This is a genomic window from Brevundimonas sp. FG128, from assembly GCF_057809775.1.
Genome location: NZ_JBMDKP010000002.1, coordinates 526,060 through 542,620 on the forward strand (window position 1 = coordinate 526,060; position 16,561 = coordinate 542,620).

Genomic DNA, 16,561 nt, shown 5'->3' on the forward strand with positions numbered 1-16,561 from the left:
TTTATGGTATCCGTCAGCAAATAATGGAAGACGCGAACCTGTCGCGTCTCGGAGGACGTTCATGACCCCGCGCCGTTCCAGCCGCTTCGGCCTGATTTTGACCGCCGCCTTGATGGCGGGCACGGCTTTGTCATCGCCTGTTTTCGCACAGAGCGCCGCCCTTTCGCCTGGCGTGGAAGCCGAGTGGCTGACCGCTCGGCCGCGCCCGGCGCTGAATGTCGATCCTGACACGTTGCCGTCGCGCGAAGCTGCCATGGCCGCCGTGGAATACGTCGCTTCCTCCCAGATCGCGGCGATGGCGAACGAACCGCTGGCCCTCTCGACCGGCAGCAACCTGAGCCAGATGTCGTCGAACTGGGTCGCCGCCACCTTTTATGTCGGGGCAGCGCGTCTGGCTCGCGTTTCGGACGATCCGGAAACCCTGCGCTTCCTGACCGCCGTGGCCGAACACTATAACTACAGCGTGCGCGGCGGCCGCTCGGGCCCCACCATGCTGAACGCCGACGACATCGCCATCGGCGACCTGTACGAGGAACTGTACGCTCGCCGAGGTCAGGACGGCGTCCTGATGCCGCTGCGCCAGCGGCTCGACTGGCAGGTCCCGCACCTGAACCGGGCAGAGGACACGCCCGCCCTGGTCTGGTGGTGGGCCGACGCCCTCTATATGGCGCCGCCCGTGCTGGCGCGGATGTCGGCCATCACCGGGGACCCCAAGTATCTGGCCGCCGCCGACCGGGAGTGGCGCCGCACGGCCGCACGGCTGTGGGTTCCGCAAGATGGGCTGTTCCTGCGCGACGAACGCTTCAAGGATCGCGTCAGCGAGAACGGCAAGCCCATCTATTGGTCGCGGGCCAACGGCTGGGTCATGGGCGGACTGGCCCGTTGGCTTGAATCGGCGCCCGCCGATTTGCAGGATCGCGCCTTCTACGTCGACATCTTCCAGAAGATGGCCCGTCGCATCGCGCAGCTTCAGCAGGACGACGGCCTGTGGCGCGCCAGCCTGCTGGACCCCGAGGCCTATCCACAGGCGGAGACCTCGGGCTCTGTCTTCTACGTCTATGCCCTGGCGTGGGGAATCAATCATGGACTGCTGGACCGGGCCGACTATCTGCCGGCCGTTCAGAAAGGCTGGGCTGCGCTGAACCGCCATGTCCTGCCCAACGGCCTGATCGGCGCGACGCAGAAGACCGGCGACATGCCGGTGGCGACCGATCCCGGCGAGGTGGGCCTGTACACGACCGGAACCTATATCCTGGCCGGGCTGGAGATCGCCGACCTGAATGGTCCGGCCCAGTCCCTGCCCGAGGCCGAGCCCGCGCGCGACAGCGCCGAGGTCATCGCCGCCACCACGCCTGCGCCGCCCGCGCCCGTCACCGTGGTCGGCCCCGAAGAGACACGCCGACGTCAGGAGGAGATGGCCGCGACCCGCGCCCTGGCCTACGATCCCGCAGCCACGGGGCGCCCATCGACTATCGCCCCGCTGACGCCGCCGACGGCGGCCGAGCAGCGGCCGCGCGCCGTGGCCCGTTTCGCGCCGGATCGCCTTGACGACCTGCTGTGGGAAAACGATCGCGTCGCCCACCGAATCTACGGCCCGGCGCTGGAGGCGCGCGAAGCGCCGTCCGGTTCGGGCATCGACGTCTGGGCCAAGCGGGTCCGCTATCCCTTCATGGACCGTCAGCTGAAGTTCCCGAACTACCACACCGATCGCGGCGAGGGGCTGGACTACTATGACGTGGGTCGCGGTCGCGGGGCCGGCGGCCTGGGCGTCTGGTACGACAACAAACTGTGGACCAGCCGCAACTTCTCGACCTATCGAATCGAGGAGACGGGCGGCGACGAGGCGCGTTTCAGCGTCGACTATCGTCCCTGGCCGGTCGATGTGGCGCGTCGCGTATGGGAAACCCGGGAGTTCTCCCTGCCGATGGGGTCCAACTTCACCCGCATGACCTCAACGCTGAATTCGGACACGACCGAGCCGCTGATCGTCGGCATCGGGATTTCCAAGCGTGCGAACGACAACGGGTCGGGCTTCGTCACCCGTGACGCCGAACACGGCCGGCTGACGTTCTGGGAGCCGGAAAATCCGGAACACGGCAGCATCGGCATCGCCATTCTGGTCGATCCAGCCATGGTCGAAGGCTTCATTCAGGACGCGGACAACTATCTGATCCTGGTGCGCGTCACTCCCGGACAGCCCTTCACCTACTATATGGGCTCCGCGTGGGACGGCGGGCTGGATTTCAAGACGCGACAAGCCTGGGAAAGCTTCGTCGCCGCCTACTCGCCGCCCGAGCCCTGGCGCTGACGGCGGCGATTTGTCCCCTGCTGGAGCCAAGGGCGGCTTGCGTCGCGGCTCCGGCCTAGACATAAGGTCCGAATTCCGCACGCGCGGAGCCGGTTTAGCTCAGTTGGTAGAGCGCCAGTTTTGTAAACTGGATGTCGCGGGTTCGATTCCTGCAACCGGCACCATTCACTCTCGACCATTGGGGACATGGCCGACACAACCAACAAGCTGGGTCACAAGATCGGCGCACGCGGGGGTCGCACCCGCCAGGCGATCCTTGACGCGACCCGACGTCTGTTGAACGGGCGGCACTACGGCGAAATTCGCGTCGCCGACCTGGCCTCGGCGGCCGGCGTGTCGCCCTCGAATTTCTATACATATTTCAAGACGGTCGAAGAGCCGGTTCTGGCGCTCTGCGACGTCGCGGCGAACGACTTCCAGGGCTTGGCCACACATTTTCAGGCCGACTGGCCCGGCGACAAGGCCTTCACCATCGCCCGCGCCTTCATCCTGGATGTTATGGCCATCTGGCGCAGCCACGGACAGGTGCTGCGGGTCGAACACATGCTGGCTGATAACGGCGAGGTCGCCTTCGTGGAAAGCCGCGTGCGTCGTCTGCGTCGCCTTCACCTGGCCATCGAACGCCGCGTCGCCCAGGCCCACGCCAGCGGCCTGCATCCCAAGGACTACAATCCGCGCCTGGCTTCATACCAGATCGCCTCGATCGCCGAATCGACGGCGGCCAGTTTCGATCTGTTGCGTCGCGCCGACACGCCAGAGGCCATTCTGGACACTGCGGCCATCATCATCGTCAAGCTGACGACGGGGCGTTAGAGCCCCAGCGGACCGTAGAGCCAGGTCAACCAGATGCCGACGGCCAGGAAGACACCGAACGGCAACCGCTCGGCCCCGCTGATCGAACGGCGCACCACCAGCATGCCAAACACCAGGCTGAGCCCCGCCGCCGACGCCCATAGAAGGACGCTCGGCAGCCCGATCCATCCGACCCAGGCTCCGGCGCCGGCGAACAGGAATGGATCCCCACCGCCCAGCCCGTCTCGCCGCCGCACGACGCGGTAAAGCCAGCCGACCAGCCAGAGTCCGACGAACCCCGCGCCCATGCCGATCAGATGCGAAAGGCCGTTGGCCCAACCACCGAACAGCGGGAGACAGGCAAACGCCAGGCCGCTGATCGCCAACGGCCAGGTCAAAATGTCCGGAAGCCAGAAATGCTCGCCGTCGATGATGGCGATCAGCAGCAGTTGCCATCCAAGCACGGCGGTCGCCGTGACCATCAACCACGACGCGCCGTAAAGGCCCGCCCACACGCCTATGACGGCGGCGCCCAGTTCAATCAGCGGATAGCGGCGCGAGATCGGCGTCTCACAACGCGCGCACCGTCCCTTCAGCGCCAGCCAACTGAAGACAGGAACCAGTTCCCAAGGCCGCAGCGGGCGTTTGCACGCCATGCAGTGCGACCTTGCGACCACGATGTCCTCATCGCGCGGCAGGCGTATGCTGACCGCGGCCAGGAAGCTGCCGACCAGCAGGCCCAGCAGCCCGGTCACGACGGCGGCGATCACAGGGGTCATGAAGGGGATCCAGAGGGCGTGTGCCGCCCCGCCTGAGCCGCCCCCGAGCGCCACCGCCACATGATAGGTGGCGAACGACGCCAGATAAGCCAGACCGAACATGTAGCCGATCATCACCCAGGTCCATTTCCACGAGTTGGTCTCGCGCTTCACCACGCCCAGGGTCGCCACGCACTGGGGCGCGAAGATGTACCAGGCCAGGAAGGACAAGGCCGTCGCCAACGACCATTGGGCCGACAGGGTGGAGGCCAGAAGGCCCGTTGCATTCTCGGCGTCGGCGATGGCGTAGGTGGTGCCCAGCGCCGCGACCGCAACCTCGCGCGCCGCCATGCCCGGGATCAGGGCGATGACCATCTGCCAGTTGAAGCCGATGGGGGCGAAGATCGGCTCCAGCGCCCGGCCGATCATGCCGGCGAACGAATAGTCGATGTCCGGCAGGGTCGCGTTCGCGGGCGGATAGGGGAAGGTCGCCAGCACCCAGAGCAGGATGACCAGCGGCAGAATGATCCGGCCCGCCCGGTTCAGGAAGATCTTGGCCCGGAGCCACAGGTTGAACAGGACGCTGCGCAGATCCGGCGTCTTGTAGGCCGGCAACTCCATCATGAAGGGCTCGACCGCACCGCGCCAGAATACCTTGCGGATCAGCCAGGAGACGACCAGGGCGCTGACGATGCCGGCGGCGTAGAGGCCGAACATCACCAGCCCCTGCAGATTGGCGAAGCCCCAGACGGTCTCGTTCGGGATGAAGGCGGCGATGATCAGCGTATAGACCGGGATCCGCGCCGAGCAGGTCATCAGCGGCGCGACCAGGATGGTGGTCAGACGGTCGCGCTTGGAATCGATCACCCGCGCCGCCATCACGCCGGGAATGGCGCAGGCGAAACTGGACAGCAGCGGAATGAAGGCGCGGCCGTGCAGCCCCGCCCCGCCCATAATCTTGTCCATCAGGAAGGCCGCGCGGGCCATATAGCCGAAGTCTTCCAAGGCGATGATGAACAGGAACAGGATCAGGATCTGCGGCAGGAAGACCAGCACGCTGCCGACGCCCGAGATGATCCCGTCCACGATCAGGCTCCGGAGCAGGCCTTCCGGCAGAACGGCGGCGACCAGACCGCCCAGCCAGCCGATCCCACCCTCGATGCCGTCCATCAGGGGCGCCGCCCAGCTGAACACGGCCTGGAACATGACGAACAGGATCGCCGTCAGGATGATCATCCCGCCGACCGGATGCAGCAGCACGGAATCGATCCGGCCGGTCAGGGTGTCCGGCCGCTCGGGCGGGCGCACGCAGATCTTCATGATCCGCTCGGCTTCGCGCGCGGCGGTGCGCAGCTCGGCGGCGTCGGGGCTATGCCAGCTGTTCTCGCCCTGGGCGGCCGCCTCGACCTGCGTCTCGACGGCGGCGATCAGATCGTCGATGCCGCGCTTGCGCGTCGCGACCGTGGTGATGATCGGCACGCCCAGTTCGGCGCGCAATTGCTCCAGATCGATCCTCAAGCCCTGGCGCTGAGCGATGTCGTACATGTTCAGCGCCAGAACCATCGGCCGCCCGACCGCCTTCAGCTCCAGGATCAGCCGCAGAACGAGACGCAGATTGGTGGCGTCGGCGACGCAGACCACGACGTCCGGCTGCGCTTCACCCGCCAACCGCCCCAGAACGGCGTCGCGGGTCACTTCCTCGTCCGGACTGCGGGCGCGTAGGGAATAGGTGCCGGGCAGGTCCAGCACCGACATCGTCCGGCCGGAAGAGGCGCGGATCAGCCCCTCCTTCCGCTCCACCGTGACGCCGGCGTAGTTGGCGACCTTCTGATGGGCGCCGGTCAGGGCGTTGAACAGGGCCGTCTTGCCGCTGTTCGGATTGCCGACCAGGGCGACGCGGGCGGTCTTCAGGGCCATGTCCATCAGGCGGCGCCCGACTTGCCAGAGTCCAGCCTGCCAGACTCCAGTCTGATGGTCAGGCTGGCGGCCTCGTGGCGGCGGAGGGCCACGCGCATGTCGTCAACCTTCATGGCAATGGGATCGCGGCCGAACAGGCCCTCGTGCAGCAGTTCGATCTGCGCGCCCTCGACGAAGCCCAGTTCCAGCAGCCGGCGTTCCAGCTCGACCTCCGGGTTCTGGTGATGGCAATGGGCGCCCACCTGCACGATGACGCCGCGATCGCCGCGTCGGGCCTGGCTCAGCTTGATGGTGTCGGTCAAAATTTACGCTCGCACGGGCGGGTCGCCCCCCTCGGCGGCTCCGCGTTTCCTTGACAGTGATTATCAGGTGCGAACCCCCCGCGTCTAGTTGGACAGCTTGACCAATTGCCGTGCGACCGCATTGGGGTATCAGGGGATCAGACAGGAACCGCCATGACCCGTTTCGCCGCCCTCGCGCTCGCCCCCTTCATCCTCGTTTCAGCCTGCAGCCAGGGCGGCGGCGAGACGGCGTCCGCGCCGCCGAAGCCGGCGCGCGTCCTGACGGAAGCGGAAAAGGCGACGCTGCTGGCCTCATTGCCCGCCCCCTATAATCAGGGTGATCTCGAGAACGGGCGACGGGCCTTCGCGCGCTGCCGGTCCTGCCACACCATCGGCGAGGGCGGGCCGGACATGACGGGGCCGAACCTGTACGGCGTGTTCGGCCGCAAGGTCGGCGAACGGCCGCGCTACAGCTATTCCAACGCCCTGCGCCAAGCCGACTTCACCTGGGACGCCGAGAAGCTGGACCACTGGCTCGAAAACCCCCGCACCTTCCTGCCCGGCAACAAGATGACCTTCCCCGGCCTGCCCGACGCCACGGACCGGCGCGACGTCATCGCCTTCCTGAAGACCGAAACAGGCTACCAGCCGCCGGCGACGCCGGCGGCCTGATCAGCCTTCCGGCAGTTCCTTGGGTCCGCCCTCACGCATTTCCTGGGCTTCCCATTCCTCGATCTTGCGAGCGGTCCACTCGGGCGACTTGGTGAAGCGGGCGAGGACGCCGTAGATCACCGGCACCACGAACAGGGTCAGGACGGTGGCGAAGATGGCGCCGGTGAAGATCACCACGCCGATCGTCTGGCGGCTGCCCGCGCCCGCGCCTTGCCACAGCACCAGCGGCAGGGCGCCGAATGCGGTGGCGATCGAGGTCATGATGATGGGCCGCAGGCGCAGGCTGGACGATTCGATGATCGCCTCGCGGATGGACCGCCCCTGATCACGCAGCTGATTGGCGAACTCGACGATCAGAATACCGTTCTTGGCCGCCACCCCGATCAGGATGATCAGGCCGATCTGACTGTAGATATTCAGGCTGGACCCCGCCATCAGCAGGCCGAACAGACCGCCCGCCGCCGCCAAGGGCACCGTCAGCATGATGACCGCCGGAGTGATCCAGCTTTCGAACTGGGCCGCCAGAACCAGGAAGACCAGCAGAAGCGCCAGGCCGAAGGCCGCCAGCACTGCGCCGCCCGCCTCCTGCTGATCGCGGGCCGCGCCGCCCCACTGGACGACCACCCCGCCCTGGGGCTGTTTCGCCGCCTCGTCACGCAGGAACTGAACGGCGTCGTCGATGGTCATGCCGGGGTTCAGGTCGGCCTGGAGCGAGATCGCCCGCTGGCGGTCCAGGCGGCGCCGGTCGGGCGTGTCGCCGGAGGTCTTGGTCGTCACGACCGCCGAAAGCGGCACCAACTGCCCGCCGCCGGTGGCGACGTACAGCGCCTCGAGGTCGGCGACCTCGCGTCGATTGTCGCGCTCGGTCTGCAGGATGACGTCATATTCCTGGCCGCCCTTGATGTAGGTCGTGGCCCGGCGCGATCCGAACATGGTCTCCAACGTGCGGCCGATCGACTGCGACGAGACGCCCAGCGCGGCCGCCTTCTGCGGATCGACATCCACCAGCAGGCGCGGCGAGTTCGGCTCATAGTTCAGGCGGGGGCGTGAGAAGCCCGGATTGGCCTGGGCCGCCGCCAGCATGGGCTGCAGCCAGTTGTAGATCTCCTGGTAGTCGGTGCCGGTGGCGATCAGTTCGATCGAGTTGGAATTGCCGCCCCCACGCTGGAAGGCGCCGGGCGTGGACGCGTTCACCTGGGCGTCCGTCTGGCCGCGCAGCTTGCCGTTCAGCTCCTGGGCGATCTCGGCCGCCGAGCGATCGCGTTTGGACCAGTCCGAGAGCACCAGCACGCCGTTGCCGGAATTGAAGCTGCCGCCGCCGAAGCCCGGTGCGGAAATCAGGAAGCTGTCAGCCTCGCCGCTGGTCTTGTATTCGGCCAGCAGCGGTTCAAGGCCCATCATGATCTTGCGCGTATAGTCGAAGCCTGCGCCTTCCGGGCCGGCGACACGGACGGAAACCCGTCCCCGATCCTCGTCCGGCACCAGTTCGTTGGGCAGGACCAGGAAGATGCCCCCTGCCCCGGCCGCGATCAGGGCGATCAGGGCGCCGACGCCGATCACGGCGATGCGCCGCCCCAGCAGCAGGTCCAGCGACCGTCCATAGGAGGTCTTCAACCGGTCCATGCCCCAGTCGACACGGCGCGCGACCCAGCCGCCGCCATGGGCGGGGCGAAGGATCTTGGACGCCAGCATGGGCGACAGGCTCAGCGCCAGGAAGGCCGAGAAGGCCACCGACGCGGCGATGGCCGCAGCCAGCTCGACGAACAGACGACCGACATAGCCCGGCAGGAACAGAAGGGGCGCAAACACCGACAACAGCACGATCGTGGTCGCCACAACGGCGAAGAAGACCTGACGCGCGCCGCGTTCGGCCGCCACCAGCGGCGGCTCGCCGTGATCCAGGCGACGCTGGATGTTCTCCACCACCACAATGGCGTCATCGACGACCAGGCCGATGGCCAGCACCAGCGCCAGCAGCGTCAGCAGGTTCAGCGAGAAGCCCAGCGGCGCCAAGACGATGAAAGTGGCCAGCAGGCAGATCGGCGCCACGATGGAGGGAATCAGGGCGGCGCGCAGGCTGCCCAGGAAAATGAAGTTGACCAGGGCGACCAGGGCCATCGAGATGCCGATGGTGATCCAGACCTCGTCGATGGCGTGCGAGGTAAAGACCGAGTTGTCGGACCCGACCTCCAGCGTCACGCCCGGCGGCAGGCTGGGCCTGATCTCGTCGATCATCTTCTGCACGCCTTCGGAGATGGCGAGGTCGTTCGACTGGGCCTGACGGGTCACGGCCAGACCGATCTGGTCCATGCCGTTGCCGCGGAACAGGCGACGGTCCTCTTCCGGCGCCTCCTCGACGCGCGCGACATCGCCCAGGCGGGTGACATAGGTCGGCTGGCCCTGGATGATGGCGGCCGAGCCGCTGCCCGAGCCGGTCGCCACCGCTGCGGACGCCGAGGCCGAGCCGCGGGTGCCGATGGGAAGTTGGCGGAAATCCTCGGGCCGCGAATAGGTGCGCGCCACCCGGACGGTGTAGTCCTTGTCTGTCGATTCCAGCGAACCCGCCGGCAGTTCGACATTCTGGTTGGTCAGCGCCGTCTCGACGTCGGTGACCGTCAGACCGCGCGCGGCGAGCGCGGCGGAATCCAGCCATATCCGCATCGAATAGCGCTGCTCGCCATAGATGTTGACCTGGGCCACGCCCGGTACGGTCGCCATCCGGTCCACCAGATAGCGGTCGGCGTAGTCGGTCAGTTGTAGCCGATCCATGCTGGTCGAGCGCAGGAACACGATGATGATCGGCTGACTGTCGGAATCGGCCTTGGCCACCTCAGGCGGATCGGCCTGGTCGGGCAGGTTTCCGACCACTCGGCTGACGCGGTCGCGCACATCGTTGGCGGCGTCGTCGATGTTGCGGTCCAGCGAGAACTCGATGTTCACGTTCGAGCGGCCGTCGCGGCTGGTCGAGTTGATCCGCTCGACGCCCTGAATGCCGGCGATCTGCTGTTCGACCGGCTCGGTGATCCGGCTCTCGATCACCTCGGCCGAAGCCCCGGCGTAGGAGGTGTTCACAGACACGATGGGCGGATCGACGTCCGGCAGTTCGCGCACCGGCAGGAAGAAGAAGGCGGCGGCGCCGATCACGCACAGCACGATCGCGGCGACGGCCGCGAAGACGGGCCGCCGGACCGAAACATCGGAAAGCATCATTTGGCGGCGCCCTGCTTGCGCTGCGCGCCTGCGACGCTGATCGGCGCTCCCGGCTGGATGCGGTTCAGGCCCGACCCCACGATGTGATCGCCCGTCTGGACCCCCGACAGGATTTCGACGAAGCCGTTTTCGACCGCGCCGGTCTCGACCTCCACCCGCTGGGCGGTCGATCCGTTCTGGCCAGGCGCGATGCGATAGACGAAGGCGCCCGCGCCCTCATATTGCACGGCGGACTCCGGCGCAGCCGCCCCCTGCCGCTGGCCCTGCTGCACGACGACGCGCAACAGCATGCCGGGACGGATGCGACCACCGGGATTGGGGAACTCCGCGCGCGCTGTGGCGGCCCGTGTCGCCTCGTTAACGCGCGTGTCGATCAGGGCGATCCGCCCCTGGAAGGGCTCATCGCCATAGGCGTCCGCCGTCGCGGTCAAGGCGGCGCCCGGACGCAGCACATTCAGGTAGCGCTCAGGCAGGGGGAAATCGACGCGGATGGTCGAGGTGTCGTCCAGCGTCGCGATCACCGCGCCCGGATTGATCAGCGTGCCCGCCGTCACCGTCGTCAGGCCCAGCGTGCCGGCGAAGGGTGCGCGGATGACGCGATCCCCGCGACGCGCCTGGGCGGCGTCCAGCGAGGCCCGCGCCGTCTCCAGCCCGGTCTCGGCCTGTTCCAGCATCACCTGGGGCGCGACGCCCCGATCGGCCAAAGCCTTGTAACGATCATACTCGCGCTGGGCTTGATTGACGTTGGCGCGCGCCTCGATGATGGCGGCGTCTTCCTCACGCGCCTGAAGCTCGACCAACGGCGCGCCCGCCGAAACCCGCTGACCGTCGGCGAACAGGACGCGGGTGATCAGTTCCGTGGTCGAAGAGGTGATGTTGACCGATCGCTGGCCGCGCGCGACGCCCAAGACACGGATTTGATCGGAAAAGGGACGCTCGCCAACGATCGCCTGGGAGACCTGCTGTCCGCCGCGTCGCGCGCCGCTCGGCGCGCCGGGCGCCCCGGCGGCTTCGTCGCCGCCGACAACGATCTTCAGCACGGCGGCGAGAACCATCAGCCCCAGCAGAACGGCTGCTGCGGCAAGGAAGAAGTGACGTTTGATCACGCGGGAGTCTCTCGATCGGGGGGACGCCGCATGCATTACCGTCTAACGGGCTGCGCGCAACGTTACGTATCAGTAACGCGCCATATCACGATTTCCGTCGCGGCAATCCGCGTCAAAAACGACGCCAGATTCCGATCACCGGCCCATGCGCGATCGCCGCCTCGCGCCCCGCGACGGTTTGCCTCCAGCCAGCCTGGACGCTCCAGTCGCCGAAATCGCGCACCACCGAGGCTTCGAGCGACAGCCAGCGCGCACCGCCGTCCGCCGCACCGCCGAACGCCTGGCCCAGCACCATCCAGTCGGGTCCGATCCGCCCGCCGACGGTGGCGTCCAGCCGCGTCTCGTCCGGCAAACCGTCTCGCAGGCGACGCGCCGCCTGAACCTCCACGAACGAATGCTCCATCCCCCAACGCGCACCGACATCGCCCAGCGAACGACCGACAGACAGACGCGCCTCCCAATCATGCTCGCCGACGCCCGGCGCCGCATAGCCGGCGTTGCGACCCTCTCCGGCCCAGGTGTACCCGCCATACAGGCTGACGGCGTTGTGATCGTTGCGCCAGACCTGCCAGGTCGCGCCGATCTCGATCGGTCCCCGGCCTTCGTAATCCACGAAGGCGTCCTCGCCATCCTGCCAGTCGGCCTTCAACTGCAGGGTCAGCCGATCCGACACGCCGTATTCGGCGAACAGGCCCAGCGCCGCGTCACGCCTCTCGGCCGTCAGGTCCGTTTCATCTCCCTCGGGGTCGAAGGCCGTATCCGCGCTCAGGGTCTCGTATTTGACGATGACCTGACCCTGCCCCTTTGGCTGGGTCCAGGCGCCGGCGAAGGCCTGGGCGGGCGCCAGCGCAGCCAGCGCAAGCGCCGCAGCGCCTGCAAGACCTAGGCGTCGTAGCCCGGCGACTTGCGATCCAGCTGACGCAGGGCGCCCGGCCAGGCCAGGGCCGAAATGAAGCCGATGCCCCGCCCCTGCTCCTTTGTTTCCGCCTGCGCCTCGTCGGGGGCCAGCAGTATGTGCTGACGCCCGCCCGACAGGGCCGCAACCTGCTGCGCGCAGGCCCTCTCCAGAAAGAAGATGCCGATCCATGCCTGAGCCGCCGTTTCCCCGACCGCCAGAGTGCCGTGGTTTCGCAGCAACATCAGCGGTTTGTCCCCCAGGTCGGCCACCAGACGGTCGCGTTCGTCATGGTTCAAGGCCAACCCCTCGTACCCATGATACGCAACCTGATGCTGTAGTAAACACGCGTTCTGGCTGATCGGCAGCAAACCTTCGGCCTGAGCCGCCACGCCGACGCCGTTCACCGTATGCAGATGGATGACGAACTTGGCGTCGTCGCGTGCGGCGTGGACGGCGGAATGGATGGTGAAGCCCGCCGGATTGATGAAGTTGTTCGTGTCCTGGACGATGTTTCCCTCCAGATCGACCCTCACCAGCGACGAGGCGGTGATCTCGTCGAAATAGAAGCCGTAGGGATTGATCAGGAAATGATGCTCCGGCCCCGGCACGCGCGCCGAAATATGGGTGAAGATCATGTCGTCCCAGCCGTGCAGGGCGACGAGACGATACAGCGCCGCCAGTTCGACGCGGACCTGCCATTCGGCCTCGGACACGCGAGATTTGATCGAAGGGCTCGTTCCGTCAGCCATGGTTTCCTCCTGCCTCCGGATGGGCTTTGGCCGACCGTCTCCCCGCACGCGGCCTCCGTCAAGCCGACAGTGCTCAAGCTGACGCAACGTTATCCCCGCTGCTTCAGATTTCATTAACCCTGTCTTCACGACCCGCAGACCATGATGTCGCATCCGTCGTCGGTTCGGGGAGCCGCTGTGTCAGTCGTCGTTCAACTGGAGACGCCCGGCGAAACCTGGGACGATCGCACGGTCACGAATCTTCTGGATCTGGCCCGCAGTCGATCCCCTGACGATCGTCACCGGCTGCTGCTAAAGGTCACCTCGCTCTGTGAATCGAAGCCGCCCCCCGCAGGCGTCGCGCCCGTACTCAGCGACATCTTCCTGACCTTGGCCGCACAGGCCGAGCGGGACATACGCGTGGCCTTGTCCGAGCGGATCGCGGGCTTCGACTGGGCGCCCGCCGCCCTGATCAACATGCTGGCGCTGGACGAGATCGAGATCGCCCGGCCGGTCATCACCGCCAGCCCTCTGCTCAAGGACGCCGACCTGATCCGCCTGCTGGTGGAGGCGACGCTGGAGCATCAGATCGCCGTCGCGCGACGGCCCCATCTGTCGCGGCCTGTTGTGGACACGATCATCGACCGGGGCGAGGCCGTAACCATGACGGCCCTGGCGTCCAATCGCACGGCGGACGTGAGTGAAGAGGCGATGCGTCGTCTGGTGGCTCAGTCGCAACGCATCGCCGGCCTGCGCGCGCCCCTCACCCGTCACCCGAGGCTTAACGAGCAACTGGCCCAGCAGCTCTATCAATGGGTCGGTCAGGCGCTGCGCCAGTCCATCGGCGAACGGTTCAAGATCGACGACGCCCAGTTGAACGCTGCAGTCCAGCAGGCCGCGACCTTGGCTTCCGGCGGCCAGCAGTGGCGCGAAGTCACCGCCAGCCACAGGCTGGTCGAGAGCCGCAAACGCTCCGAGATGGAACGGCGGCTGGTGGACAAGCTGCAAGCCGCCGGCCAACTGCGCCCCGGCCTTCTGGTCCGCGCCCTGCGCGAGCAGCGGTTCGAACTGTTCGAACAGGCCCTCGCCGCCCTGGGCCAGTTCAGCATTCGCGAAATCCACAGCGCCATGCGCGCGCCGACCGCCGAGCCGCTTTATCTGGCCTGTATCGCCGTTGGGGTGGACAAGGCGGTCTTCGCCTCCCTGCTGGCCGAGGTCCGCAAGCTGAACGGCGGCCTGCCGGCCGATGGCGGCTGGTCTGCAACGCCGATGAACGCACATTCCGCCGCGCGCGCCTTTCGCCAGATGATGGAAAAGCCCGCGATCATTTGACTTCGCAATCAAGCTCGGTTCACGTCCCGCCGTGACCCAGTCCAGCCCCTCCCTCTCCCTCGCCTTCGTCGCCAGCGACCGCCCGGAAGCCCAGGCGGCGCGGGCGGCGCTGATCGCCCGCTATGGCGCGGTGCCGGAAGGCGAAGCCGACGTCATCGTCGCCCTGGGCGGTGACGGCCAGATGCTGGAGACGCTGCACGGCAATTTGCGCGAACGCACGCCTGTCTATGGAATGAACCGGGGCTCGGTCGGCTTCCTGATGAACGACTATGAGGAAGAGGGCCTGCTGGAGCGGATCGCCGCCGCCGAACGCACCGTCATCCATCCGCTGCAGATGGACGCCTGGACGGAGAGTGGAGAGGTCCACACCGGCCTTGCCATCAACGAGGTGTCCCTGCTGCGTCAGACGCGTCAGAGCGCAAAGCTGCGGATCACGGTCGACGACCGCGTGCGGCTGGACGAACTGTCCTGCGATGGGTGCATGGTGGCAACGCCGGCGGGGTCGACCGCCTACAATCTGTCGGCGCATGGCCCGATCATCCCGCTGGACGCCCGTATCCTGGCCCTGACGCCGATCAGCGCCTTTCGCCCCCGTCGCTGGCGCGGCGCCCTGCTGTCGCACGAGGCCAAGGTGCGGTTCGAGGTGCTGGAGCCCGACAAGCGCCCCGTCTCGGCAACGGCCGACAATTTCGAAGTCCGGCGCGTCGCCCGGGTGGAGGTGCGTGAGCGTCGGGACGTCACCCTGACCATGCTGTTCGACGCCGGACGCTCGTTCGACGAACGAGTCATGGCCGAGCAGTTCACCAACTGATCCGGTCACGGCTTCTTAAGCCAACCCGCCTAGTCTCCGCCCCAAGTTCAATGGAGCCCGCCATGAGCAATCCGGCGCAAGTCATCAGTCCCCCCAACACCCTGCGCCTGAAGGTCGGCGGCGGCTTCGGCATCAATGCAGACGCCATCGCCAAGGCCGAAGAGGCCCTGAAGGCCATGTCGGCCCAGTTCAGCCAGTGGCTGGACGACGAGATCGTCAAGCTGGACAAGGCACAGGCCGACATTCGCGAACAGGGTTACAACCCGGCCACCGCCGAGGCCCTGTATTTCCGGGCCCATGACCTGAAGGGACTGGGCACGACTTACGAATATCCGCTGGTGACACGTATCGCCGGTTCGCTGTGCAAGATGCTGGACGACGCCGACAAGCGCATGACGGCGCCCGTCGCCCTGCTGGACGCCCACATCGACGCCATCCGCGCCGTGGTCCGCGATCAGATCAAGACCGACGAACACCCCACCGGCCGCGACCTTGCCGAAGCCCTGGAAGCCCGCGTCACGGAGCATCTGGCGCGCTGACACCCGCAGACAGCCCCTGCGATGAAAGGCCCGCGCCAGCGGGCCTTTTTCTTGTCAGGCGGCGACCGACGACAACTGGTGCGACGGCGCCTGGTCCAGCCGTTCCATCAGATAGGCCAGGTCGTCACGCAGGACATTCGGACGCTGGGTCAGGAACCGCTCCAGCATCTGCTCGCGGAAGAACTCGCTTGAGGTGTCCGTCCCCTCGGCCGCCAGGGCGCGCCAGGTATCGACGCCTGCTCGGAAGGCCTGGAACAGACGCGGCGGCAGCCCCGCGCGATCATAGATAGCCTTCAGTCCCAGCGGCCCGGCGTCGTGGACCATCAGCCAGGCTCGCTGATGAGGCGTATTCGCCAGTTCGGCCAGCCCGTATTCGAACATCGCCATCTGACCGCGCGCCAGGCCGCGCAGCAGGAGAGAGGCGTTCAAGGCGCGGCGGCTGTTCAACTGGGCCATGAAGGCGGCTAAGTCGGCACTGGCGGCGGCCTGGTCCACCAGATCGATGGTCGCCCGCTCGCGCGTGTATTGGGCAAGTCGGATCGCCGTCTCGGGCGCGACGGCGTGGCGGCTGATCAGGTGTTCGCGCACGGTCTCGCTGGCCAGAGCGATCAGGCGTTCGGTGACGTGCAGCGGCAGAACCTGACGATAGGCCACCGCCGTCAGCACTTCTGGCGCATCGGGGAAGCGATCGACCACGGCCGACAGCGACGTTTCCGAAAGGTCAGCGTTGTCGTTGGCCGCCAGGACGCGCACGGCCTGCTCACAGCCCTCTTCGGCCAGAACCGTGGCGACGTCGCGCGACACACGCGGGCGGCCCGCCACTGCGACCTGACGCACGACCGACCCGGCGCGCACGATCTCGATCAGATCCTCGTCGCTGAAGGCCGGCGACGCGGCGATGATCGGCAGGGCGATGCTGTCCAGATCGCCCGCCAGCTTGCGCGCCACATCGTGGGGGATCAGGTCCGACGCCTTCAGCGTCACGGCCATGGCGCGGCGCACCAGTTCCGCTGTGTCATTGGCCAGCAGCCGCAGGATCTTCTGCGCCGCCGCCCGGTCGTCCTCGCCCAGGTCGGCGCGTTCCATGTTGCGGCACAGTTTGTGGGCGGCCTCCGCCCGCTCGTCGTCGTCCGTCGCCTTGATGAGGCGATGAATGTCCACTTCTGTCAGGCGTGCGCGATAGGCGGTCATGGACGGCTCGTGAGGGAA

At 67.0% G+C, this 16,561-nt stretch carries 13 protein-coding genes, 1 tRNA gene and 1 pseudogene; 7 read left to right on the forward strand and 8 right to left on the reverse strand.

The genetic code is table 11. From position 1 onward, the window contains the following. The first annotated feature begins 61 nt into the window (after nt 1-61). From ACODSC_RS06980 to ACODSC_RS06990, 3 genes are all read left to right on the forward strand, one after another. The gene (locus ACODSC_RS06980; RefSeq protein ID WP_488813073.1) at nt 62-2,308 is read left to right on the forward strand and encodes a glycoside hydrolase family 88 protein; all 2,247 of its coding nucleotides are present in this window, start codon (nt 62-64) and stop codon (nt 2,306-2,308) included. 88 nt (nt 2,309-2,396) lie between these two features. After that, nucleotides 2,397-2,472 (forward strand) — tRNA-Thr (locus tag ACODSC_RS06985). Nucleotides 2,473-2,494: 22 nt separating this feature from the next. After that, nucleotides 2,495-3,121, forward strand: a complete 627-nt coding sequence (locus tag ACODSC_RS06990; RefSeq protein ID WP_488813075.1) for a TetR/AcrR family transcriptional regulator — start codon at nt 2,495-2,497, stop codon at nt 3,119-3,121. Here ACODSC_RS06990 and ACODSC_RS06995 read toward each other — a convergent pair. The 3 genes and pseudogenes from ACODSC_RS06995 to ACODSC_RS07005 all read right to left on the reverse strand — a co-directional run bounded on the left by ACODSC_RS06995 (nt 3,118) and on the right by ACODSC_RS07005 (nt 6,077). Then, on the reverse strand, nt 3,118-3,879 hold the full coding sequence (locus tag ACODSC_RS06995) for a prepilin peptidase (protein WP_488813458.1): 762 nt from the start codon (nt 3,877-3,879) through the stop codon (nt 3,118-3,120). The genes ACODSC_RS06990 and ACODSC_RS06995 overlap by 4 nt on opposite strands. A gap of 36 nt (nt 3,880-3,915) precedes the next feature. Then, nucleotides 3,916-5,781: pseudogene (feoB, locus tag ACODSC_RS07000) on the reverse strand (ferrous iron transporter B); the annotation flags it as partial. Next, the gene (locus ACODSC_RS07005; protein WP_488813077.1) at nt 5,781-6,077 is read right to left on the reverse strand and encodes a FeoA family protein; all 297 of its coding nucleotides are present in this window, start codon (nt 6,075-6,077) and stop codon (nt 5,781-5,783) included. The gene ACODSC_RS07005 and the pseudogene feoB, both read right to left, overlap by 1 nt. A gap of 153 nt (nt 6,078-6,230) precedes the next feature. Here ACODSC_RS07005 and ACODSC_RS07010 point away from each other — a divergent pair, with 153 nt between their 5' ends. Then, nucleotides 6,231-6,728 carry a c-type cytochrome gene (locus ACODSC_RS07010; protein ID WP_488813079.1) on the forward strand — a complete coding sequence of 166 codons (498 nt, stop codon included), beginning with the start codon at nt 6,231-6,233 and terminating at the stop codon, nt 6,726-6,728. Here ACODSC_RS07010 and ACODSC_RS07015 read toward each other — a convergent pair whose 3' ends face one another. The 4 genes from ACODSC_RS07015 to ACODSC_RS07030 all read right to left on the reverse strand — a co-directional run bounded on the left by ACODSC_RS07015 (nt 6,729) and on the right by ACODSC_RS07030 (nt 12,691). Then, on the reverse strand, nt 6,729-9,935 hold the full coding sequence (locus ACODSC_RS07015; RefSeq protein ID WP_488813459.1) for an efflux RND transporter permease subunit: 3,207 nt from the start codon (nt 9,933-9,935) through the stop codon (nt 6,729-6,731). It abuts the gene before it with no gap. Then, the gene (locus ACODSC_RS07020; protein ID WP_488813081.1) at nt 9,935-11,044 is read right to left on the reverse strand and encodes an efflux RND transporter periplasmic adaptor subunit; all 1,110 of its coding nucleotides are present in this window, start codon (nt 11,042-11,044) and stop codon (nt 9,935-9,937) included. Before ACODSC_RS07020 ends, ACODSC_RS07015 begins: the two co-directional genes overlap by 1 nt. 112 nt (nt 11,045-11,156) lie before the next feature. After that, nucleotides 11,157-11,981: an outer membrane beta-barrel protein gene (locus ACODSC_RS07025; RefSeq protein ID WP_488813460.1), complete on the reverse strand. Its 825-nt coding sequence runs from the start codon at nt 11,979-11,981 to the stop codon at nt 11,157-11,159. Then, nucleotides 11,927-12,691: a class II aldolase/adducin family protein gene (locus ACODSC_RS07030; protein ID WP_488813083.1), complete on the reverse strand. Its 765-nt coding sequence runs from the start codon at nt 12,689-12,691 to the stop codon at nt 11,927-11,929. Before ACODSC_RS07030 ends, ACODSC_RS07025 begins: the two co-directional genes overlap by 55 nt. A gap of 177 nt (nt 12,692-12,868) precedes the next feature. On the opposite strand from ACODSC_RS07030, the gene ACODSC_RS07035 reads away from it, so the two are divergent. The 3 genes from ACODSC_RS07035 (at nt 12,869) to ACODSC_RS07045 (ending at nt 15,352) form a co-directional block, all read left to right on the forward strand. After that, nucleotides 12,869-14,002 carry a DUF2336 domain-containing protein gene (locus ACODSC_RS07035; RefSeq protein ID WP_488813085.1) on the forward strand — a complete coding sequence of 378 codons (1,134 nt, stop codon included), beginning with the start codon at nt 12,869-12,871 and terminating at the stop codon, nt 14,000-14,002. A gap of 31 nt (nt 14,003-14,033) precedes the next feature. Further along, nucleotides 14,034-14,813 carry an NAD kinase gene (locus tag ACODSC_RS07040; RefSeq protein ID WP_488813087.1) on the forward strand — a complete coding sequence of 260 codons (780 nt, stop codon included), beginning with the start codon at nt 14,034-14,036 and terminating at the stop codon, nt 14,811-14,813. A gap of 62 nt (nt 14,814-14,875) precedes the next feature. Further along, complete coding sequence (locus tag ACODSC_RS07045; RefSeq protein WP_488813089.1) at nt 14,876-15,352, forward strand: Hpt domain-containing protein; 477 nt, start codon at nt 14,876-14,878, stop codon at nt 15,350-15,352. Nucleotides 15,353-15,406: 54 nt separating this feature from the next. Here the strand turns inward: ACODSC_RS07045 and spbR are convergent, their stop codons facing one another. Beyond that, nucleotides 15,407-16,543 (reverse strand): SpbR family protein, encoded by a 1,137-nt coding sequence (gene spbR / locus ACODSC_RS07050; protein ID WP_488813091.1) that lies wholly within the window; start codon nt 16,541-16,543, stop codon nt 15,407-15,409. Nucleotides 16,544-16,561 lie beyond the last annotated feature (18 nt).